General features: G+C 62.7%; 22 protein-coding genes. 2 read left to right on the top strand and 20 right to left on the bottom strand.

Translation table 11 applies throughout. The features are described from left to right. Window positions 1-29: 29 nt before the first annotated feature. Window positions 30-1,097, top strand: a complete 1,068-nt coding sequence (hemE, locus tag D8U82_RS21330; protein ID WP_130902916.1) for a uroporphyrinogen decarboxylase — start codon at window positions 30-32, stop codon at window positions 1,095-1,097. Window positions 1,098-1,274: 177 nt separating this feature from the next. On the opposite strand, the gene D8U82_RS21325 is transcribed toward hemE, so the two are convergent. After that, window positions 1,275-2,549, bottom strand: coding sequence for an MFS transporter (locus tag D8U82_RS21325; protein WP_130902915.1), 1,275 nt, complete (start codon window positions 2,547-2,549; stop codon window positions 1,275-1,277). Between the two features lie 118 nt (window positions 2,550-2,667). Here D8U82_RS21325 and D8U82_RS21320 point away from each other — a divergent pair, with 118 nt between their 5' ends. Further along, window positions 2,668-3,570 (top strand): LysR family transcriptional regulator, encoded by a 903-nt coding sequence (locus D8U82_RS21320; protein ID WP_125925754.1) that lies wholly within the window; start codon window positions 2,668-2,670, stop codon window positions 3,568-3,570. A gap of 103 nt (window positions 3,571-3,673) precedes the next feature. Here the strand turns inward: D8U82_RS21320 and D8U82_RS21315 are convergent, their stop codons facing one another. The 19 genes from D8U82_RS21315 to D8U82_RS21225 all read right to left on the bottom strand — a co-directional run bounded on the left by D8U82_RS21315 (window position 3,674) and on the right by D8U82_RS21225 (window position 21,045). Next, a complete protein-coding gene (locus tag D8U82_RS21315) occupies window positions 3,674-4,111 on the bottom strand; it encodes an excinuclease (protein ID WP_125925753.1) in 438 nt (145 codons plus the stop codon). 133 nt (window positions 4,112-4,244) lie between these two features. Continuing rightward, entirely contained in the window at window positions 4,245-4,688 is a 444-nt protein-coding gene (locus tag D8U82_RS21310) for a hypothetical protein (RefSeq protein ID WP_016772042.1), read from the bottom strand. Between the two features lie 29 nt (window positions 4,689-4,717). Then, window positions 4,718-5,944, bottom strand: a complete 1,227-nt coding sequence (locus tag D8U82_RS21305) for a beta-ketoacyl-ACP synthase (protein ID WP_073471608.1) — start codon at window positions 5,942-5,944, stop codon at window positions 4,718-4,720. Further along, entirely contained in the window at window positions 5,944-6,672 is a 729-nt protein-coding gene (gene fabG / locus D8U82_RS21300) for a 3-oxoacyl-ACP reductase FabG (protein WP_125917450.1), read from the bottom strand. Before fabG ends, D8U82_RS21305 begins: the two co-directional genes overlap by 1 nt. Next, on the bottom strand, window positions 6,665-7,129 hold the full coding sequence (locus tag D8U82_RS21295) for a hotdog family protein (RefSeq protein WP_073471610.1): 465 nt from the start codon (window positions 7,127-7,129) through the stop codon (window positions 6,665-6,667). Before D8U82_RS21295 ends, fabG begins: the two co-directional genes overlap by 8 nt. Continuing rightward, window positions 7,126-8,322: a beta-ketoacyl-[acyl-carrier-protein] synthase family protein gene (locus D8U82_RS21290; RefSeq protein WP_125925751.1), complete on the bottom strand. Its 1,197-nt coding sequence runs from the start codon at window positions 8,320-8,322 to the stop codon at window positions 7,126-7,128. The genes D8U82_RS21295 and D8U82_RS21290 overlap by 4 nt, the downstream gene beginning before the upstream one ends. Further along, window positions 8,319-8,930: a hypothetical protein gene (locus tag D8U82_RS21285; RefSeq protein ID WP_177433345.1), complete on the bottom strand. Its 612-nt coding sequence runs from the start codon at window positions 8,928-8,930 to the stop codon at window positions 8,319-8,321. The genes D8U82_RS21290 and D8U82_RS21285 overlap by 4 nt, the downstream gene beginning before the upstream one ends. Further along, window positions 8,930-9,655 carry a class I SAM-dependent methyltransferase gene (locus D8U82_RS21280; RefSeq protein ID WP_125925750.1) on the bottom strand — a complete coding sequence of 242 codons (726 nt, stop codon included), beginning with the start codon at window positions 9,653-9,655 and terminating at the stop codon, window positions 8,930-8,932. Before D8U82_RS21280 ends, D8U82_RS21285 begins: the two co-directional genes overlap by 1 nt. Beyond that, on the bottom strand, window positions 9,652-10,899 hold the full coding sequence (locus tag D8U82_RS21275; protein ID WP_125925749.1) for an NAD(P)/FAD-dependent oxidoreductase: 1,248 nt from the start codon (window positions 10,897-10,899) through the stop codon (window positions 9,652-9,654). Before D8U82_RS21275 ends, D8U82_RS21280 begins: the two co-directional genes overlap by 4 nt. Continuing rightward, on the bottom strand, window positions 10,886-12,049 hold the full coding sequence (locus D8U82_RS21270; RefSeq protein WP_125925748.1) for a sodium:proton antiporter: 1,164 nt from the start codon (window positions 12,047-12,049) through the stop codon (window positions 10,886-10,888). Before D8U82_RS21270 ends, D8U82_RS21275 begins: the two co-directional genes overlap by 14 nt. Continuing rightward, window positions 12,046-14,376: an MMPL family transporter gene (locus D8U82_RS21265; RefSeq protein WP_130902914.1), complete on the bottom strand. Its 2,331-nt coding sequence runs from the start codon at window positions 14,374-14,376 to the stop codon at window positions 12,046-12,048. The genes D8U82_RS21270 and D8U82_RS21265 overlap by 4 nt, the downstream gene beginning before the upstream one ends. Beyond that, window positions 14,360-14,962, bottom strand: coding sequence for an outer membrane lipoprotein carrier protein LolA (locus tag D8U82_RS21260; protein WP_130902913.1), 603 nt, complete (start codon window positions 14,960-14,962; stop codon window positions 14,360-14,362). The genes D8U82_RS21265 and D8U82_RS21260 overlap by 17 nt, the downstream gene beginning before the upstream one ends. Continuing rightward, window positions 14,959-15,384: an acyl-CoA thioesterase gene (locus tag D8U82_RS21255; RefSeq protein ID WP_016772031.1), complete on the bottom strand. Its 426-nt coding sequence runs from the start codon at window positions 15,382-15,384 to the stop codon at window positions 14,959-14,961. Before D8U82_RS21255 ends, D8U82_RS21260 begins: the two co-directional genes overlap by 4 nt. After that, a complete protein-coding gene (locus D8U82_RS21250) occupies window positions 15,377-16,921 on the bottom strand; it encodes an aromatic amino acid ammonia-lyase (RefSeq protein ID WP_125925745.1) in 1,545 nt (514 codons plus the stop codon). The genes D8U82_RS21255 and D8U82_RS21250 overlap by 8 nt, the downstream gene beginning before the upstream one ends. After that, window positions 16,902-17,849 carry a glycosyl transferase gene (locus D8U82_RS21245; RefSeq protein WP_024011291.1) on the bottom strand — a complete coding sequence of 316 codons (948 nt, stop codon included), beginning with the start codon at window positions 17,847-17,849 and terminating at the stop codon, window positions 16,902-16,904. The genes D8U82_RS21250 and D8U82_RS21245 overlap by 20 nt, the downstream gene beginning before the upstream one ends. Next, on the bottom strand, window positions 17,846-18,580 hold the full coding sequence (locus D8U82_RS21240; RefSeq protein ID WP_130902912.1) for a glycosyltransferase family 2 protein: 735 nt from the start codon (window positions 18,578-18,580) through the stop codon (window positions 17,846-17,848). Before D8U82_RS21240 ends, D8U82_RS21245 begins: the two co-directional genes overlap by 4 nt. Next, the gene (locus D8U82_RS21235) at window positions 18,573-20,252 is read right to left on the bottom strand and encodes an acyl-CoA synthetase family protein (protein ID WP_130902911.1); all 1,680 of its coding nucleotides are present in this window, start codon (window positions 20,250-20,252) and stop codon (window positions 18,573-18,575) included. The genes D8U82_RS21240 and D8U82_RS21235 overlap by 8 nt, the downstream gene beginning before the upstream one ends. Beyond that, entirely contained in the window at window positions 20,249-20,794 is a 546-nt protein-coding gene (locus D8U82_RS21230) for a membrane protein (RefSeq protein WP_016772027.1), read from the bottom strand. Before D8U82_RS21230 ends, D8U82_RS21235 begins: the two co-directional genes overlap by 4 nt. Further along, on the bottom strand, window positions 20,791-21,045 hold the full coding sequence (locus D8U82_RS21225) for an acyl carrier protein (RefSeq protein ID WP_016772026.1): 255 nt from the start codon (window positions 21,043-21,045) through the stop codon (window positions 20,791-20,793). Before D8U82_RS21225 ends, D8U82_RS21230 begins: the two co-directional genes overlap by 4 nt. Window positions 21,046-21,050: the final 5 nt, after the last annotated feature.

Here is a 21,050-nt window from a genome sequence, read left to right as displayed (position 1 = left end):
ATGCCCGCACTTTTTTTCCGGATGCCGACATGACTGCCCTGAAGAACGACCGTTTCCTCCGCGCCCTGCTCAAGCAACCCGTTGACGTCACCCCTGTGTGGATGATGCGCCAGGCCGGTCGCTACCTGCCGGAGTACCGCGCCAGCCGCGCCCATGCCGGCGACTTCATGAGCCTGTGCATGAATCCGGAGTTCGCCTGCGAAGTCACCCTGCAACCGCTCGACCGCTACCCGCAACTGGACGCGGCGATCCTGTTTTCCGACATCCTTACCATTCCCGATGCCATGGGCCAGGGCCTGTACTTCGAGACCGGTGAAGGCCCGCGCTTCAAAAAAGTTGTCAGCACCCTGGCCGACATCGAAGCCCTGCCGATCCCGGATCCGCACAAAGACCTCGGCTACGTGATGGACGCGGTCAGCACCATCCGTCGCGAGCTGAACGGACGTGTGCCGCTGATCGGTTTCTCCGGCAGCCCGTGGACCCTCGCCACTTACATGGTTGAAGGCGGCTCGTCGAAAGACTTCCGCAAGACCAAGGCGATGCTTTACGACAACCCGCAAGCCATGCACCTGTTGCTCGACAAATTGGCGCAATCGGTGACTTCGTACCTCAATGGCCAGATCATGGCCGGTGCGCAAGCGGTGCAGATCTTCGATACCTGGGGCGGCAACCTGTCGGCGGCGGGGTATCAGGAATTCTCCCTGGCCTACATGAAGAAAATCGTCAGCGGCCTTATCCGCGAGAACGACGGACGCAAAGTGCCAGTGATTCTGTTCACCAAGAACGGCGGCCTGTGGCTGGAAAGCATCGCCGAAGCCGGCGCCGACGCCCTCGGCCTTGACTGGACCTGCGACATCGGCAACGCCCGCGCCCGTGTCGGCGACAAGGTCGCGCTGCAAGGCAACATGGACCCGACCGTGCTCTACGCCAAACCGGAAGCGATCCGCACTGAAGTCGGGCGCATCCTCGCCAGCTACGGCAAGGGCAGCGGCCACGTGTTCAACCTTGGCCACGGCATCACGCCGGAAGTCGATCCGGAACATGCCGGCGCGTTCCTGCGTGCGGTGCATGAGCTGTCGGCGCAGTATCACGAGTGATCAGCGCCCAGTAAAAAACGCCCGGCCAAATGCCGGGCGTTTTCTTTTGCACGGTCTAATGTCGTACCCAAATCAACTGTGGGAGCGAGCCTGCTCGCGAAAGCGGTGTGTCATTCAACACTGATGTTGCCTCACACAGTGCATTCGCGAGCAGGCTCGCTCCCACAGGGATTTATCTCAGGCTTTGACACCCTGCAACGGCGGCAACTTCGCCAACTTCAACGCCACCAGCAGGGCAATCAGCAACAACGCACCAATGAACAGGCCGATGCCATTCCACCCACCCAGATGCCAGAACACCCCGCCCGCCGTCCCGGCAATGCTCGAACCGGCGTAATAACTGAACAGATACAGCGACGACGCCTGACCCTTAGCGGTCAACGCGCGCCGGCCGATCCAGCTGCTCGCCACCGAGTGCGCGGCGAAGAAGCCGAAGGTGAACACCAGCATGCCGACGATCACCAGCAACAACGAGGTGAACATGGTCAGTGCCAGTCCGGCGAACATCAGTGCAATGGTCGCCCAGAGCACTTTGCGTCGCCCCAGCTTGTCCGCCAAAGAACCGATTTTCGCCGAGCTGTAGATCCCCGACAGGTAGACCACCGAGAGCAACCCGACAAATACCTGATCGAGGTTGTACGGCGCCGCCAGCAAGCGGTAGCCGATGTAGTTGAACAGCGTGACAAACGCGCCCATCAGCACAAACGCTTCAAGAAACAGCAGCGGCAGGCCGGCGTCGCGAAAGTGCATGGTGAAGCCGTCGAGCAGGCTGCGCGGGTGCAGCGAGCGAGCGCGGAAGTTGCGCGACTCCGGGAGTATCTTCCAGAACACCGCCGCTGCGACCAGCGCCAGACCGCCGATCACCAGCATCGCCGTGTGCCAGCTGACGAAGTCGATCAGCACGCCAGTTATCAAGCGTCCGCTCATTCCGCCGATCGCGTTGCCGCCGATGTACAAACCCATCGCCAGGCCGATGTGTTGAGGATGGATTTCTTCGCTCAGATAGGTCATCGCCACCGCTGCCAGGCCGCTCAATGACAGGCCGATCAGCGCGCGCATGATCAATACGCCGTGCCAGCTCGGCATCATCGAACTGGCGATGGTGCACAACGCGGCAGCGAACAGCGCCGCGACCATCACTGGTTTACGGCCGATGCGGTCGGAAATCGGCCCGGTGATCAGCAGACCGAAGGCCAACATGCCGGTCGCCACCGAGAGGATCAGACTGCTCTGCGCCGCGTTGATCCCGTATTCGTGGGACAGCAGCGGCATCATCGGTTGCACGCAATAGAGCAGCGCGAACGTCGCAAAGCCGCCACAGAAAAGCGCCAGCACTGTGCGCATGAACGCCGGCGTACCTTTTTCGATGTAGATCTCCTGCAGCTCGGCGAGAGCATCGTCGTCGGCAGGGGGCGGGATTTCGTGGGCAAGGGGCGCGACAGCAGTTTTCACTTCAGACCTCGGAAAGCACAGCCGGGCAGGCAATGAAAAAATCATATAGCTGGCTAATGTTTCTATCCAATATATTGTTCGACCTGTTTGATAGCTTCAGCGACCTAATGGTAATCCTATGGAACTGCGTCATCTGCGTTACTTCATCGCCGTCGCCGAAGAACTGCATTTTGGCCGGGCCGCACAGGTGCTGGGCATCTCCCAGCCACCGCTGAGCCAGCAGATTCAGGCGCTGGAGCAACAGCTCGGCGCGCGATTGTTCGAGCGCACCAATCGTCGGGTCGAGTTGAGCGAGGCCGGTCGCCTGTTTTTGCAGGAGGCGCGGCTGGTGCTGGCACAAGTCGGCAAGGCAGCGGACGTCGCCCGCCGTGCGCAACTTGGCGAGCTGGGCGAGTTGAAGATTGGCTTCACCTCGTCTGCACCGTTCAACTCGACCATTCCGCAGGCGATTTTTTCCTTTCGTCAGCGCTTTCCGGCGGTGCATCTGAATCTGCGCGAAATGAGCAGCACCATGGTCGCCGATGCCTTGGTGGACGAGTCGATCGAGGTGGGCATCATGCGCCCGCTCGGATTGCCGGATTCACTGAGTGTTGTGGAGTTGATGCGCGAGCCATTGGTGGCGGTGCTCAGTTCCAAGCATCCGTTGGCCCAAGGCAGCGACGAAGGCCTGTTTCTCTCGGCGCTGGCGCTGGAACCGTTCGTGTTTTTTCCGCGCAGTTATGGCAGCGGGCTCTATGCACAACTGCTCAGTCTGGCCCGTGATGCCGGCTTCAGCCCGCACTTTGCCCAAGAGGCTGGCGAGGCGATGACCATCATCGGTCTGGTCGCAGCGGGCCTCGGTGTGTCAGTGCTGCCAGCGTCCTACCAACGCATGCGCATCGACGGCGTGGTCTACCGCCCGTTGCTCGATCCCGAAGCGATTTCGGCGGTGTGGCTGGTGCAGCGCAAAGATCAGAAATCACCGATGGCCAAGGCGTTTGTCGAACTGCTGACGCGCAAGGTTGAGCCTCTGACGGTGTGAAGGCCGCTGGCGCTTTCGCGAGCAGGCTCGCTCCCACAGGGAAACGCATTCCAAGGTGGGAGCGAGCCTGCTCGCGAAGGCGTCGGCCCAAACATCACAGATTTCAGGGCAACCGCACCAAATCCCCCTTCAACGCCACCCGCGTGACAAATATCCCCGCCCGGCACTCGTACGTATTCAAATCCTTGCGCACATGCTGGTCGTAGTAACTGACGATATTGACCACTGCATTCGCCCCGACCCGCTTGGCATCAGCCTGCAATTTGATCAGATTCGACTGCAACACCCATTCACACGAAGCCTGATCGCTCTTGTTGAAGCCGTTGGTTTTCAAATCACTGACCACCCCTCGGCGCAGCAACTGCTGAGTGCCCTGCGGCCCGTTGCCGATCAGGTAGAACTTCACACTGCCATCCAGCCGACCGGCGCGAATCGCGTCCGACAGCACGGTTTCGAAAGGCATGTACATGAGGTTGGTGGCATGGCTGGCACTGGGCAGTAGCGCGAAAAGCGCTGCGGCGATCAGGGCTTTCACTTGCATGGTCATCTCCTTTGACGGTGAAAGAGACTGCGAGGGCAGGTTACGGTGCTGCGACCTGCATCAGCGAGTGTAGATGCTGTTCAATCAGCGCAAAAAAAGGGCGCCAAACGGCGCCCTTTGTCATTTCTGGCGTTTACTGAACCTTCGCCAGATCACCCTTCAGCGCAACGCCCGCCATGATCGCGCCGGCGTGGCATTCGTAGGTTTGCGCGTCCTTGCGCTCGTTGCGCTTGTAGAAGCTGACGATGTTGGTCACGGCGTTGGCGCCGGCGTTCTTCGCGGCCTGGTGCAGGCTGATGATTGCCGATTGGGCGACCCATTCGCAGGCGACTTCGTCGGACTTGTTGAAGGCGTTGGTTTTCTTGTTGGTCACGGCGTCGGGGCTGACCACGGTGACTTTGCCGGCCGGGGTGTTGCCGGCCAGATAGAATTTCACACTGCCATCGATCTTGCCGGAGCGGGTGGCTTCGGCGACGGCTTTGTCGAATGGCAGGTAGACCGCCGTGTCGCGGGCCTGGCTGATCGCTGGCAGGGCGCAGAGCAGCAGGGTGACGGCGGCGAGTTTGTTGAAGTGCATGTAGGTCTCCTTGACCTGGATTGATTCGGTTATGCCCAGCGGCGGAAGATCAACGAAGTGTTGACGCCACCGAAAGCGAAATTGTTGTTCATCACGTAGTCGTGATGCATCTGACGAAACTCGCCGCGCAGGTAATCGAGCTTGCCGCAGTGCGGGTCGACCTCGTCGAGGTTGAAGGTGTGCACATAGCGGTCGCTGTTGAGCATCTCGATGCTGAACCATGATTCCAGTGCACCGCAGGCGCCGAGGGTGTGGCCGAGGAAACTCTTCTGCGAACTGATCGGCATGTGTTCGCCGAACAGGCTGCTGGTGGCCAGGGTTTCGGCGATGTCGCCCTGTTCAGTCGCGGTGCCGTGGCCGTTCACATAGCCGATGGCGTCCGGGGTGAGGCCGGCATCTTCCAGGGCCAGCTCCATGGCGCGGCGCATCGTGAGCTGTTCCGGGCGGGTGGTGTGCTGGCCGTCGGCGTTGCTGCCGAAACCGACGATTTCCGCGTGAATGTGCGCGCCACGGGCGAGGGCGTGTTCCAGCTCCTCAAGCACCAGCATGCCGCCACCTTCACCAATCACCAGACCGTCGCGGCCCTTGTCGTACGGGCGAGGGCTGGTCTGGGGTGCATCGTTTTTCAGGCTGGTGGCGTAGAGCGCGTCGAACACCATGGCTTCGGTCGGGCAGAGTTCTTCGGCGCCGCCGGCGAGCATCAACGGCAGGCGGCCGAACTTGATTGCTTCGTAGGCGTAGCCGATGCCCTGGCTGCCGCTGGTGCAGGCGCTGGAGGTGGGGATCAGGCGCCCGGTGAGGCCAAAGAAAATGCTGATATTGGCGGCGGTGGTGTGCGGCATCATCCGCACATAGGAGTTGGCGTTCAGGCCCTCGGCCACCGAGTTGAGCAGCATGTTGCCGAACGCTTTGATCTCGTCAGTGCTGCCCGTGGACGAACCACAAGCAACGCCCATGCGCCCGTCCTTGATCGATTCGTCACCGAGCAGGCCAGCGTCAGCCAAGGCTTTTTCCGCCGCGCCGACCGCCAGTCGCGAAACCCGGCCCATGCTGCGCAACTGCTTGCGGGTCCAGTGCGACGGCACGAGAAAGTCATCGATAGGCCCGGCCAGACGCGTGTTCAGCTCAGTGAAGCGATCCCACTCGTCCATGCGACGAATGCCGCTGCGATTGGCCGCGAAATTGCCGGCAATGGTCGGCCAGTCGCTGCCCAGCGAGGTGATGCCGGCCATGCCGGTGACGACGACGCGCTTCATCAGCACAGGCCTCCGTTGACCGCCAGCACCTGGCGGGTGATGTACGAGGCTTCCGCCGACATCAGGAAATTCACCGCAGCGGCCACTTCCTCAGGGGTGCCCATGCGTTGCGCGGGGATCATTTTCATCAGTTCCTCCACCGGCACGTTTTCGTCGAGCATGGCCGTGTCGATCAGGCCAGGGGCGACGCAGTTAACCGTAATTTTGCGCTTGCCCAGCTCGATCGCCAACGCCTTTGCCGCACCGATTACGCCGGCCTTCGAGGCGCTGTAATTGACCTGGCCACGGTTGCCGATCAGGCCCGACACCGAGGTGATGCAGACGATGCGCCCGGCGGCGCGACGACGGATCATCGGCATCATCACCGGGTGCAGAACGTTGTAGAAACCGTCGAGGTTGGTGCGCAGTACCACGTCCCAATCGTCATCGCTCAGCGCCGGAAACGCGCCGTCGCGGGTCAGCCCGGCGTTGAGCACCACGCCGTAATAGGCACCGTGATTTTCGACATCGGCTTCGAGAATGCTTTTACAGGTTTCACGGTCGGCGACGTCGAATTGCAGGATGCGCGCGCGGCGGCCCAGTGCTTCGATTTCGGCCTGCACCGCTTGGGCTTCGGTCATGCCGCTGCGGCAATGCAGGACGACGTCATGCCCGGCTTGCGCCAGACGCAAGGCAATGGCGCGGCCGATGCCACGGCTGGAGCCGGTGACCAGTACGGATTCAGTCATCGTGCGACTCCTTTGTCTGTTGCAGATATTGGTTGGCTTGTGGCGGACGGAACACGTTCAGCCGGGCGCTGGCATGAATGCCGTCGCCGTGGATGTGACATTCGAATACGCCCATTCCGTTGTCGTCTTCCAGTGAGCGCAGGCCATGGATGGTCAGCTCGCTGCCGGGCGCAAAGGCTTCGACGTTGCACTCGAATTTGCGCGTGCCGAGGAGAAAGCCCAGCTCCGGCGGATTGCCTTTTTGCCGGGCGTGGCAACCGGCGAAAGCGGCGACGCTCTGCGCCATCAGCTCGACGCCGACCCACGCCGGCAGGCTGCCGTCGGGCAGGTTGAACAGGCCATCGGGCTTGACCGTCAGGCGGGTAAAAATCTGCTCATCGTCAAAGCGCTCGATGGCGTCGATCAGGATCATGTCGCCGGCATGCGGCAGCAGTTCGGCGAGCGGCCAGTGGCTCATGGTGCGTCTCCGATAATCAGGCTGACGTTGTTGCCGCCGAAAGCGAAAGAGTTACTCATCAGGTAGCGCGGTGCAATGGACGTCAGGCGTTCGCTCGCGGTCACCCACTTGAGTGGCGGCAGCGCGGGATCGGCCTGGCCGTCCCAGATGTGCGGCGGCAACGCCTGTTCAGGGTTTTCGGCACTCAGGCTCAGCCAGCAGAACGCCGCTTCCAGCGCGCCGGCGGCGCCGAGGGTGTGACCGGTCAGCGGTTTGGTCGACGAGCAGGCGACGCCTTCGGGAAACAGCGCCGCGACCGCCAGACTTTCCATCGCGTCGTTGTGCTGGGTCGCGGTGCCGTGCAGGTTCAGGTAGTTGATTTGCCCGGCTTGCAGATGCGCGCGGCCAAGGGCTTTCTGCATCGCTTGCAGAGCGCCGCGACCGCTCGGCTCCGGTGCGGAAATATGGTGCGCATCGGAGCTCGCGCCCGTCCCCAGCAGGGCGATTCCCGGGCCTTCGCCGCGCTGTTTGCTCATCACGAACAGCACCGCTGCTTCGCCGATATTGATGCCGTTGCGGTTGGCGGAAAACGGATTGCAGCGTTCGTCTGAAACGGCTTCCAGCGAAGAGAAACCGTTCAGCGTGAGCTTGCACAGACTGTCGACGCCGCCGCACAGCACCGCATCGCACAGACCCAGATCGAGCAGACGCTGGGCGCTCATCAGCGCGCGGGCGCTGGAGGTACAGGCAGTGGAAATCACGTAGGCCGGGCCGCTCAGTTGCAGCCATTCGGCGAGAAAATTCGCCGGGGCGCCGAGTTCCTGCTGGCGATAGTCGTACTCGCGAGGAAATTGCTGTTCGCGGATGTAATGCGCCAGACCCCGGCTGGCCTCGTCGATACCCGAGGTGCTGGTGCCTAGCACCACGCCTATGCGCTCGCGGCCGAAGGTCTGGATCGCACGATCGATGTCGGCTCGAATCTGCAGCGCGGCTTCCAGCAGCAGCTGATTGTTGCGACTGCTGTGCTCGATCAGTTCGGCCGGGATCGGCGCTAATTCACCGTGCACGCCGGCGACAGGCAGCTCACGTTCGGCGACCCAGCCGGACTCGCGGCGCATGCCCGAACAGTCGCCGGCAAACAGATTGCGCGCGACTTCAGACTTGTCGCGGCCCAAAGCGCAGATCACGCCGAGGGCATTCAGGTAAGCGGTCATGGCGTCGATTCACCTAACTGGGAAACGCGATAGTGCGGGCCTTGGGGCAGATTCAATTGAAAGCTCAACGGTTGTGAATAGCGGATGTTCCAGCGCGCCGGCAGTGAACGCTGATCGGCCTGTTGCCGGGCGTCGGGATAATTGCGCAGCAGTTCGGCGGAAGGCGTCAAAGCGAACAGCAATGCGGCGAACAGCTCCCGCGCTTCCGGGTTCGGCGGCAGCAGACCGTCGGCCTGCCAATGCCCGTCGATCAGTTGCTGGCGGGCCTGTGGAATGCCCAGCGGATCCATCATCGACCAGCGCGTGCCGGCGCCTTCACGCTGGATCACCAGCAGCCAGTCCTGACGCTGCCCGGCCTGCTCGCGTTCGATGTGCAGTTGCAGCGGCAGAGGCAGCGTCGGGTTGGCCGCTGGTAGCGGTGCCTGGCTGGCGCAGGCACTTAACAGCAAGGCTGACAAAACGATCGCCAGCCACCCAGCAATCCCTGTGGGAGCGAGCCTGCTCGCGAATGCAATCTGACATTCGCCACCTTTGCTGACTGATACACCGCTTTCGCGAGCAGGCTCGCTCCCACAGGGTTTCAGGTGTTCAGATCGATAGCCGTACATCAGACAGATTCCTGCAATGGCTTTCGCGCGACGACATTCACCAGCGTCTCTTCACGCTCACCGAATGGCTTGGGTTTGCTCAACCCCAGCCGCTCCAGCAAACCAAAATCCTTCGACCGACTCCACCACAGATACGGGTAGGACACATTGCGCTCGGCAAACTCGAAACCCTGCTCGCGGATCATCTGCAGATAGCCGGCGGCGCTCTTCTGTACGTGCATCGGATGGCGGAACAGCCAGCGAATCACCCAGGTATCAATGTAAGCCTCGGTGGATTCGGCGAACAGCAGATAGCCGCCCGGCTTGAGCACGCGATAGAACTCGGCCAAAGCCTTTTCCTGCTCGACCAGATGATGGAAGGTCTGGTGGCAGAACAGCAGGTCGACGCTGGCATCGGCGACGTTGAGCGTGGCGCAATCGCTGCCGATCAACTCGACTGGCATGCCCAGGCGGGTGGCCTCTTCGGCGCTGAGTTGCAGGCTGTGCGGGTCGGCGTCGACACCGATCAGGCGCTGCGGGGCGAAGGTCTGACGCAGGTGGCCGAAGGACTTGCCCTGACCGCAACCGGCGTCCAGCAGCACCGGGTGTTCCGGCAGCGGCTCACTGAACAAGCCACGCAGATCGTTGATCGCCACGCGCAGCACATGGTGCTGCCAGGTGTGGCTGCGCAGGAACCAGAGACCGAAGCGGGTTTCCTCGACGTAGCTGTCGCTCAGGTAATTCATGGGGTGTCCTGCGCGCAGAGTTGGGAAATCATCTTCAGCCGGCGCCGCGCTTCGCTGACAAACGGGTTGCGCTCGTCCCAGGCGTAACCGGCGAGGATCGAGCAGATCATCCGGCGAATTTCCGCCTGGCTGTCCTCGTAGAAAATCACGTCCTGGAAGGTGCCGGCGTACCAGCCTTCGACGTAGCAGCGGAAGGTATCGACGCCGCGTTTCAACGGTTCGGCAAATTCGCTTTGCCAGTCCACCGTTTCACCCTGCAACTGACGGTGCAGCACGCCGGCAGCCATGCTCGCCGAACGCATGGCGATGGTCACGCCGGAGGAGAACACCGGATCGAGAAATTCTGCGGCGTTGCCCAGCAGCGCGAAGCCCGGGCCATGCAGGGTTTTCACATTGGCCGCGTAGCCGCCGAGGGTGCGCGCCGGGGTGTCCCAGACCGCGTTGTTCAGAACCCCGGCGAGGCTTGGCGTCTCGGCGATAAAACTGCGCAGGCAGGCATCCAGGTCGCTGTCGCGGCCCTGAAAATGTTCCTCAGCCGCCACCACGCCCACCGAGCAGCGGCCGTTGCTGAACGGGATGGTCCAGAACCATACATCGCGATGCTCGGGATGGGTGGTGACAAGGATCTTTTCGCGGTCGAACGCCGGATTGTCGATGTGATCTTCGACATGGGTGAACACCGCCTGGCGCACCGGGAAATTCGAAGGCGCTTCGAGGTCGAGCAGGCGCGACAACACGCGGCCGTAGCCGCTGGCGTCCAGGACGAAATCGGCTTCGACGCGGTACTCGCTGCCATCTTCGCGGCGCACGTCAAGGAGTGGTTTCGTCTGATCGAAATCGACGCTGACGATCGCATCGCCATAACGGATTTCCGCACCTTGCAATGCTGCTTGATCGGCCAGCAACTTGTCGAAATCGGCGCGCTGCACCTGGAACGTGGTCGGCTTGCCGGCGGTGAAGGTGTCGCCAAAATCGAAGGCGCTGTAGCGCTCGCCCCAGGCAAACGCCGCGCCGGTCTTGCGCTGGAACCCGGCGGCGTTGACGGCGTCGAGCATGCCGGCTTCTTCGACGAAATCCAGGCAATGGCTGAGCAGGCTTTCGCCGATGGAGAAGCGCGGGAAGTGCTGGCGCTCGAGCACCAGCACATCGTGGCCCTTGCGCTTGAGCAGGGCGGCGGCGATAGCGCCGGACGGGCCGGCACCGATGATCACGACCTGACGGGATTCCATTTCAACGATTGGCACGTGAGCTCCGGGGCAGAGGACTGTTCAGATTCAGGGGCGCGCGATGCAGGCCGATCAGGGCCGGCAGCAGCGTCGCGATCAGGCCCATCAGCATCAGCGCGAAATACAGCGCCGGAGTGATGAGCTGTTGTTGCAATAGCAGATTGAGAAAGACGATTTCGCTCAGGCCGCGAATGTTCAGCAGCACGCTTTCGCGCCAGCGGCTGGCACCCGCGAACGAGGCGCCAGCCCAACCGAGGCCGAGCCAGTTGCCCAGCAGTTTACTGGCAATCGGCAACAGCAGCAGCGCCGCCCACTGCCCGGCGCCAAGGCTGGCGAGGGCGCTGTGCACGTCGATCTGGACGATACCGAACGTGAGGATCAGCGGGATCGCGATCCACGTCTGCAAGCGGCTCATCCAGCGTGCCGGCAACGGCAGCACCAACGGCACTTTCAGCAGCGCCATGCACAGCAGATAGCCGATGCCGAAAATCAGCGCGTTGAGTTTGTAATGCTCGGCCATGACCAGCAGGGCGAAGAAGCCGAGGCTGTAGGTCAGCGGGCGACGCACGCGCAGCAGGTGCAAAAGCAGTGGCACGCCGGCCATGGCCACAGGCAGCAACAGGCTGCTCAAGTGCAGACTGCCCTGGGCGAGGCCGAACAGCGTCCAGCAAGTCAGATCGATAAGGATCGCGGTTTGCACCAGACGCCGTGTGGCAGCGGGCGGGTAATCGATATGACGCAGATACAGGTACAACACCGGGATCGCCGTTATGGCGAAGACCAGTCCGATCGCCAGTGCGTTGAGCCACGGCTGCGCTGGCAGCAACCAGTACGCAACCGCCAGCCCGCAAGCGAACGGTACAGCGAAACTCGGCACAGCTATTTTCACGCTCTGGCGATCCAGACGCAGATCGATGACATCGCTGAGGATATGCCCGAGCAGCAAGGCGAAGCTCAGGCTGTAGAGGTTTGTCAGCCAGTCCGGGGCGATCAGTTGTGCGCCGCTGAGCTGCCAGCCCGGCTCGATCCAGAAGTACATCAGCAACGGCAAGCCGAAGCTCGCCAGCAGTAACTGGCTGACGATCGGTATCAGACCGAAATGGCGGCCGACCCGGGTCGCCAGGGCAGACAGCGCCAAGGCCAGCAACCAGAAGCCGAAGACCATCATGCCGCTGGCTCCGCAACCGGTTCATGGCGCCCGGCCCACGGTGCGAGCATGAAGCTGAACGCCAGGCCGAGGCTCACCGACAGGCCGAAATTGCTCACCGCCGGCGTACTGGAGACCGCCAGCAGGCCGAACGACAGCCACGTCGTCACGGCTGCGAGCAAGGTGCCGAGCAGACTTACCGCCGCGCCGCCCACCTGTTCGCGCATGAGGATTGCGTAATCGACGCTGATTGCCGTCACCAGCAACAGGCCGAACAGGCTGAACAGGGTCAGCGGCTGACCGAGCCAGCCAAGGCTGGCCAGACTGCATAGCGCCGCCAGCAGTGGCAGGGCGACGATGCGCAGTGCGCCAGTCAGGCCGAACGGCAGCATCAGCACCAGCACGATCAACACGCAGGAGGCCAGTTTCAGTTCGGCGGCGCTGATCTGCGTGGCGGCAAAGACCTTGTTCAGGTCACCGAGGCGATCGACCAGCACCACCCCCGGCAAATCGAGCGCCTGCACGCGCAACAACGACGGATTGTTCAAGCCCTGCAGGCTGGTGATTGCTGCGACGCCGTCTTCAGTCGGGCCAAGCCACAGTGTCCGATACGGCTCACCGAGCGGGCCGGCCAGCGCGGCGTCAATGTCTTCGGCGGGCAGGGTCTGCAATTGCTGCAATTCATTTTGCAACGCCGTCACCGGCACGCCGAGATCGAGCAGCGGTTGCCAGAACGACGGCAGCCTGTTCAGTGATTCGCGCACTTGCTGTTGCTGGCTCTGCGCGCTGACCAGTTGATCGAGGGCCAGATAGCCTTGCAGTTTGTCGAGGTTGACCAGTTGCTGCAGGCGCTCGCTCAGCGCTGCCTGGCGCTCGAGCAATTGCTCCTGATTGGCCGCGCGGATCAGGAAGAACTGGCTGGTCGGTTGATACCCGGTGATGCGCGCGATGGTCTGCGCTTCGTCGGTCAGGTGCTGCGGCGCGCCGACCCATTGGCGGATATCGTTTTTGCTCTGCAACTGCATCAGGCCGCCGACGCAGAAGGCGATCAGCAGGGCCAGCAGCGCGGGCGTGCGAATGCAACCGAGCAGCGCCTCACGCAGATGAATCAGGCGTTCGGCCAGGCGCAGCGGCCATTGCGCCGGGCGCAGTTGGACATTTTTCAGCAGCGCCGGCAGCAGGCAGACCGCCGACAGATACGCACCGAGCAAGCCGGCAGCGGAGAACACCGCGATCTGCGTCAATGCCGGGAACGGCGTCCACGCCAGCGCCAGATAGCCGATGACGCTGGTGATCAGGCTCAGGGTCAGCCCCGGCAACGTCAGGCGCAGGGCCGGCCAGCTGCGCCAGGGCTTGAGGCTCCAGCTCTTGGATAGATAGTGCAGTGGGTAATCGACGGCAACGCCGATCAGACTCGAGCCGAGCACCAGCGTCATCACATGCATGTGACCGAACAGCGCCACGCAGGCCACCGCGCCGAACAGCATGCCGACCAGCACCGGGACGAACGCCAGCAACACGCCCCAGCGGCGAAACGCCAACAGCAGCAACAGCAGAATGCCAACCGTCGCACCACCGCCGACCCAGGTCATCTCGCGAGTAGCCTGTTGCTGGCCGTTGGCGGCATAGAGCAGGCCACTGGCGGCGAGCAAGTGCACGCCGCTTTGCGCCGCTTGCTCGCGGCTGTGCTGGAGCAGCTCTGCCACCTGCAACGGCAGGTTCATGTCGAAGGCGTTGCCGGTGGTGCGCGCACGCAGCATCACCCAGCTCTTGCCGTCGGCCTCGGCGACCAGTGCGCCGCTGCCAATGTCCAGTTGCACTGCGCCATGTTTCGGCTGGCTGTTCTGGATGCGTCCGGTCAGGCCAAGCCAATCGTCCTGGCTCGGCACCAGGGTAAAGCCGTTGAACGGGTCGAACAGCGCCTGCACCCGCTGCTGGATGAACGCGTCGGGGTGCTCGCTGAGTAGCTGCCGATCATCCGCCGAGAGCATCGCCAAACGCCCTTGCAGCAATTGCTTGCGCAGCGCCGGCAAGTCGGCTTGCAGGTTCCATTGCACGGTTTCGAACAGACCGCTGGCCTGCCATTGTTCGCCCAGTTGCTGGGCCATGGTCAGCGCTTGCTGGCGATCGGCGTGGCCGACCAGCACCAGCATTTCGCGATTGAGCGGTTCTTGCATGCGCTGTTCGGCGCGCACTTCCAGCGCATCGGGACTGGTCCCGGGTACCAGCTCCATGAGATTGGCCGACAGCGGCGCACCGTCGCGCCACTGCCAGGCAGCCAGCGCGACGACGGCCAGCAGCAGGCTCAGAAACAGCCAGGGCAGCTTGCGTTCACTCGGCAAAGTCATGTTGCTCCGCTTCACTCAAGGGTTGCTCGGCCGTGCTTTCCTGCATGCGCAGCAACGTGCTATCGCCTTGGGTTTCCAGCAGTTCGATGCTTTGCACCAGAGCACCGCCGTCAATATTGATCTGCTTGAACACTTGCTTGAGCAGCATCGAACGCGGCGTCAGGGTCAGTTGCCACTGCTGCGCCGTGCCGCTCAGGGCCAGTTCGAAATCCCGCTGCAAACCGCTGCTGTCACCTTGCAGTACGGCGAGGAACAAACGGTTCTGCTCGGCGCCGGCGCTCTTGTTCGGCAGCAGTTGCCAGCCGTTGCTGTCACGGCGGGCGATGCCATTGGCGGTGATGCGGTAATCCTGTGGCAGCGGAGTTTTCAACAGCCACAGCAAGCCATGATTTTTAGCGAGGACGAAGCTGCCCTTGCTGATCAGCGGCTGCGGCAGGGCGCGCAGGTGTTTTTCCTGAATGAACTGGCCGTGGATAACATCCGGTTTCGCCAGTTGTTCACTGAGTTGTTGCAGGTCGAAGGCATTGGCCCATGACGACACGGCCAGCAGCGTCAGTGCGCCAAGGCTTCTGAAAAACACATTCATCGCAGCATCCTTTCCACGGCATCGGTGAAGACTTTGGGTGAAGCCAGTTGCATCTCGCGGCTGCTGACTTCGACGGCGACCTGCACGGAGCTGGCGCGGGTCAGGCGTTCGCCGGTCTGCAGGTCGGTTATCAGGTAATTGATCTTCAGACGGTTTTCCCACTCGACCAGACTGGCGCGCACGTTAAGCCGCTGGCCGAACACCGCGCTGCGCACGTAGCGCAGTTGCAGGTCGATGATCGGCCAGGCGTAACCCGACTCGACCATGTGCGTGTAGTTATGGCCGATCTTGTCCAGCAGCGCACAGCGCGCGACTTCGAGGTACTTGACGTAATGGCCGTGCCAGACCACGTGCATGGTGTCGACGTCGAAAAACGGCACCAGAATCTCGGTATCGGCATGAAGCACTCCGGCACTACGCATGCAGCCTCCAGTGTTGCGCGGCGATGCGTTGCAGGCACAGGCGCAGTTCGCCTTCCAGCGCACGGTCTTCGATGACCGGCGGGAAGTCTTTGCCGAGTTCTTCGTGCATCGCCGCCAGTGCCGGCGGCAGCGGACGCGCATCGGCGGCTTGAGCGCGCAGCCACACGCCCTGATTGGCGGCGAGCAGGGTGGCGGCGGCGACCTGTTCGGTCAGCTCCAGCACGCGAATCGCATCACGGGCGGCGATGGTGCCCATGCTCACCTTGTCCTGGTTGTGGCATTCGGTGGAGCGCGAGAACACGCTGGCCGGCATGGTGTTCTTCAACGCTTCGGCGGTCCAGGCGCTGGTGCCGATCTGCACGGCTTTGAAGCCATGGTTGATCATGGCCCGCTCGGCCGGGGCGCCGGAGAGGTTGCTCGGCAAGCCGTGGTTGTAGCGCTCGTCGACCAGCAACGCCAATTGCCGATCGAGCAGATCGGCGACGTTGGCCACGAGGTTTTTCAGGCTGTCCATGGCGAACGCAATGTGCCCGCCGTAGAAGTGTCCGCCATGCAGAACGCGCTCGGCTTCGGCGTCGATGATCGGGTTGTCGTTGGCGCTGTTCAGCTCGGTTTCGATGAAGCCGCGCAGCCAGTTCAGGCTGTCGGCCAACACGCCGAGCACATGCGGCGCGCAACGCAGCGAGTAACGATCCTGCAGACGATGCAATGGCGCGGTTGGCGCGTCGATCGCCAGATCCTTGCGCAACCACGCGGCGACCTGCATCTGCCCCGGGTGCGGTTTGGCGGCGAACAGACGTTCGTCGAAGTGCTCCGGATTGCCTTGCAGCGCGACGACGTTGAGCGCGGTAATGCGCGTGGCCAGTTGCAGCAGATAATCGGCGCGAGCGAAGGCGAGACAGGCGAGGCCGGTCATCACCGCCGTGCCGTTCATCAGCGCCAGCGCCTCTTTCGGGCGCAGCACCAGCGGCGTCCAGTCGAGCTCGCGATGCACGTCGGCAGCCTGACGACGTTCGCCACGGAACATCACTTCGCGCTCGCCGGACAGGGTTGCGGCGACATAGGACAGCGGCGTCAGATCGCCGCTGGCACCCACCGAACCCTCTTCGGGAATCAACGGCAGGATGTCGTATTCGAGAAACGCATGCAGACGCTCGAGCAGTTCGACGCGCACCCCGGAGACGCCGTGACACAACGACTGCAAACGCGCCGCCAGCACCGCGCGGGTTGCCTGCGCGTCGAGCAGTTTGCCCAGGCCGCAACCATGAAAAGTGTAGAGATGACGCGGCAGCGCCTCGACGTGATGCAGCGGCACCGCGACCACGCAGGAATCGCCGTAACCGGTGGTGACGCCGTAGATCACACCTTCCTTGTCCAGCAGCGAATCGAGAAACCGCGCGCCCTTGGCGATGCGCTCGCGATAGTCGGCGTCAGCCTGCAACTGCACGGGCGCCTGACGGTTGGCCAGGGCCAGCACGTCTTCGATGCGCAAAGGGCGTTCGCCGAAGGTTACCGGCTCATGGGTTGGCGTCGTCATCGGTCTTCCAGAAAGGGTAAAAGTTGAACCATTGCTGCGGGGCTTCCAGGCAATAGTGACTCAGGCGCTGCGCGTAGCGAGTGGCCCACTGATGAATGACCTGCTCGCGCTCGCGGCGTGTCCACACCACCGCGTCGGCGAACGGTTCGAGGGTCAGGCGATAGTGGCCGTCGGGTTGCTTGAGACACATCAGCAGGTTGACCGGGCACTTGAGCAGGCCGGCCAGTAACCACGGGCCTTGCGGAAATGGCGCCGGATGGCCGAGAAAATCCACCGTCACGCTGCGCCCACCGTGCAGTGGCACGCGGTCACCGGCAATCGCCAGCCACTCGCCGCGTTCCAGTCGTTCATGCAGTTGCAGCATGATCACCGGGTCGAGTTCGCTGACCTGGATCAGGCGCAGATTGGTCGCCCCGGCCTCGCCAAGCAAGCGGTTGAATTGCTCGGCGTGCTTGGTGTGCACCAGCACGTTCATGGTGACCTTTTCGCCGATCTCCGCCAGCGCCCGGCAGACTTCGAGATTGCCCAGATGTGCGCCGACCAGCAGTTGCCCGCGACTGCCGCGCAACTGCTTGCGCAGCAGCGCCGGGTCGATGATTTCGATCTGCTCGATGCTCAGCTTGCCGTTCCACACATCGAGCTTGTCGAGCAGCGAATCGGCAAAGGTCATGAACTGGCCGAACACCCGCCAGTGGCTCGGGCGCAGGTCGTCGCGCCGGCTCCATTCGGCCAGCCGCTGCTGGTACTGCCAGGCACTGCGCCGGGCGATGCGGCCGAACAGGAAGAAATACAGGACGATGCCATAAAGCAACGGACTGAGCAGGCGCCGGCCGAGGACTTTGGCGGCGAACGCGGTGAATTTCATCAGCAGGAAACTGCCGCGCTCTTCGCGGTCGGCCCAGTGCTTCTTGTCGACTTCTTCGCTCATGGTTTCCACCGCCGCCAGAGGATCACCGGCCAACGCAGCAACATGCCGAAGAACAGCCGCGTGTGCATGCTGGAAATCAGCGCGTTGTCGTGGAACAGGCGAAAGTGCGATACACCGTCCAACGGGTAATGCACGCTGGTCTGCAGCCAGCGCATCGGCTGATTGCGCCAGGCCAGACGCACGAGGATGTCCGAGTCGAAATCCATGCGCTTGCCGACCTTGGCCGAGTCAATCACCGCCAGAGTCGGCGCCAACGGATAAACACGGAAGCCGCACATCGAATCGCGAATCTGCAACGACAGGGTGTTGATCCACACCATCACGTGGGTCAGGTAGCGCGCGTACAAACGCCCTTTCGGCACGCTCTCGTCGAACAGCGGATAGCCGCAGATCATCGCCTCGGGATGGGCGCGGGATTCGCCGACGAAGCGCGCGACGTCGTGCAAATCGTGCTGGCCGTCGGCATCGACCTGCAAGGCATGGCTGTAACCCAGACGCGAGGCTTCACGCAGACCGGTCATCACCGCGCCGCCCTTGCCCTGATTGGCTGTGAGACGCACCAGAAAAACCCCGTCGCGCTCGGCCAGGGCGTCGAGCACCCGTGCGCATGACGGCTCGCTGGCATCGTCCACCAGAATGCACGGCAGACCTTGTGCAAGCAGGGCATCGACCACGGTGGTGATCGCGGTTTCGTGGTTGTACACCGGGATTACGGCGCAGGGGTTATGCATGGGCAGGCCCCAGGAGAATGCGTCCGCTGGAACACGTCGCCGTGTCATTGCGATAAGCGAAATACAACTTGCCGCGCTCGGCATCGAAACGCAGATGCAGCTGGATTTCATCACCCGGGCGCACCAGTTGCTGGAATTTCAGCACTTCCATTCCGGCAAACGCGCCGTCCAGATTCAGCAACTGCCGACCCAGATTCAGCGCCCATTCCACCTGCACCACACCGGGCAACACCGGTGCCTTGGGAAAGTGTCCGCTGAAGTAGGCCAGATCCGGCGGCACGCTGAGTTGCAGGCTCCACTCGCCGTCGCTTGCACTTTGCTCCAGCACTTCGGGGGCTTTCGGCCGTGCGGCCAGCAGCAGCGCTTCGACGTCGGCTTGCGCCAGTTTGCCCTGGCTGTTCAACGGCATTTGCCGCAGCAGGCGCCAGCGTCGGGGCAGGGCGAGGGCTTCGCAATGTTGGCTCAGATGTTTGCGCAGGGTTTCGGTCAGTTCACGGCGGCCGTGCTCGCGCAGGGCGAACAGACCCGATTCGCTGAGCACCAGCAGCGCACCAAGCGAAGCGCGGTTTTCCTGCACGACACCGAGGCGCGCCTCGGCGACCCAGTTATGGGTTGCCAAGGCATGCTCAAGCATCGGCAGCGAGATGCGTTTTTCTTCCAGTTTGACGATGCGGTCCAGACGCCCCAGCAGCTCGAAGCGACCATCGGCGGCAATGCGCGCGGCATCGGCGCTGTGTTCGACATGGCCGGCAGGCAGGTAAGGCGAGGCGATCAGCAGGGCGCCGTCGCTGTCCTGGCTCAGTTCGACGCCAGCAAACGGCTGCCACAACGACTCGCCTTGACGCCAGGCAATGCCGCCGGTTTCCGAGCTGCCGAGGATTTCTGTCGGCCATTGCTGCAAGCGCTGGTGCAGGCTTTGCGCCGCTTCCGACGGCAACGCGCCCCCGGAGGAAAACACCCGGCGCACCGCGCTCAGGGCCGTCCAGTCGAGATTGTCGCCCATGCGCTTGAGCAGCGCCGGGCTGGCGACCCAGGCGAAGGCCGGGTATTCGCGGCTGGCGCGCTGCAAGTCTTCGGAGAACGCCAGTTGCCGGCGCACGAACGGGCGCCCGGCGCACAATGGCCACAACACGCGAAACAGCAGGCCATAGATGTGTTGCGTGGCGACACTGCCGATGATGCAGGCTTCACCGAGGTCTGCGCCCCATAGCTGTTCCAGCGCTTCGACCTCGTTGGCCAATTGGCGCAGGGTCTTGTCGATGCGCTTGGGCTCGCCGCTGGAGCCGGAAGTGCACAGGCTCAGGCGGCATTGATCGAGATCCAGTTGTGCTCCGGGCAGTTCGGGCTGAGTGAAGTCGTCCAAGTGGGCGTCGCCGGGTTGATCGGTCAGCCATAGATCGACTTCCTGCGACCAGCGCTGACGCGTCTGCGCTTGCAGATCCGCCGGCAGCAACACGCTGACGCCGGCACGCCACGCGCCGAACAGGGCGATGGCGAGGTCGGCGGCATCCTCCAGATGCACGGCCAGCCTTTTCACGCCTCGGCTTTGCAGACCCGCGGCGACGCTCAAGGCCTGCGCTCGCAGTTGCGTGTGATCGAGTGCCGGCGCCTGGCAGATCGCCCGTGCCGGCAGTGCCTTGAGCAACAGCTGCTCAAGTTTTATCCAATTCATGTACGGCCTCTTACCCGTTGTCGTATCAGCCATTCAATGGCAAACATCAGGCCGATCAATCCATAGGAGATCAGGCCGGTGTACAACATCCACCAATCCAGCGGCGCCCACAGGGTGAGGAGGGCGGCGCACAAACCGTTGCAGAAGAAAAACACGCTCCAGGCCAGCGTGACCTTGCGCGTATAGCGAATGGCAACCTCCGGCAGTTCCGGCTCGCGCAAGCGCGCCAGACGCTCAACCATTGGCGGGCCGTATTTCAGGCTGGCGCCGAACAGCACCAGCATGAATGCGCTGATCAGCACCGGGTACCAGCGCAGCAGCTGCGGGCTGTCGAACACCGCCAGCAGCAGGCAGAACACCATCGCCACGCACGCCATCCACAGGCTGCCGGGCTTGCGTTCGCCGGTCAGAGCGCGCGCCAGCCACAGGCTGCCCAGCAGCAGTGCAAATTGCCACGGGGCGAAATGCTCCATGCCGAAATACACCGCAAAGGGGTACAGCAGACCGGCCAGCAGCAGGCCCAGGCCGATCAGTCGGCTCATGCGGCCGGTTGAACCAGACGGAACACCGCCTCGACCACGTCACCGACGGTGCGCACCGATTTGAATTCTTCGGCGGCGATTTTCTTGCCGGTCTGGCGTTTGATGTGATCGATCAGGTCAACCGCATCGATGCTGTCGATTTCAAGATCCTGATACAGATTGGCGTCCATGCTTACGCGGGCCGGATCCAGTTCGAACAGCTCGACCAGGGCATCGCGCAGGGTGTTGAAAATATCGTCACGAGTTTGCATGGTCC

The organism is Pseudomonas sp. Sample_23 (assembly GCF_004307595.1).
GTDB classification, from domain to species: domain Bacteria; phylum Pseudomonadota; class Gammaproteobacteria; order Pseudomonadales; family Pseudomonadaceae; genus Aquipseudomonas; species Aquipseudomonas atacamensis.
Note: the sequence above shows the minus strand (reverse complement) of the source record. Positions and strands in the feature narration are given on the sequence as shown.